Origin of the sequence: Flavobacterium sp. CYK-55 (assembly GCF_018413465.1) — a bacterium.
Classification (GTDB): Bacteria; Bacteroidota; Bacteroidia; order Flavobacteriales; family Flavobacteriaceae; genus Flavobacterium.
This window is the reverse complement of sequence record NZ_JAHCDK010000047.1, coordinates 1-279: the sequence shown is the minus strand read 5'-3', so window position 1 is coordinate 279 and position 279 is coordinate 1. Positions and strand designations below refer to the sequence as shown.

General features: G+C 48.0%; 1 protein-coding gene. It reads left to right on the top strand.

The genetic code is table 11. The annotated features are described in order from the left end of the window. On the top strand, nucleotides 1-279 hold a 279-nt coding region (locus KIH23_RS13670; protein WP_213214055.1), incomplete at both ends, for a hypothetical protein.

The window sequence follows — 279 nt, the reverse complement described above, 5'->3', positions numbered from 1 at the left end:
CGCCTGCTATATCTGCTCAAGTAACACAACCTACTTGTGCCGTAGCAACTGGTTCATTCTCTGTATCGAACTACGATGCTGCAATGACTTATACCATTACGCCTAATGTAGGTGTGAGCATGTCTAATACTGGTGTGGTTACTGCTCCGGCTGGTACTTATACCTTGACGGCAACTGCTAGCAACGGATGTACTTCGGCAGCTTCTGCTTCGGTAACCATCGATGCACAACCTGAGACTCCGGCTACGCCTGCTATATCTGCTCAAGTAACACAACCTA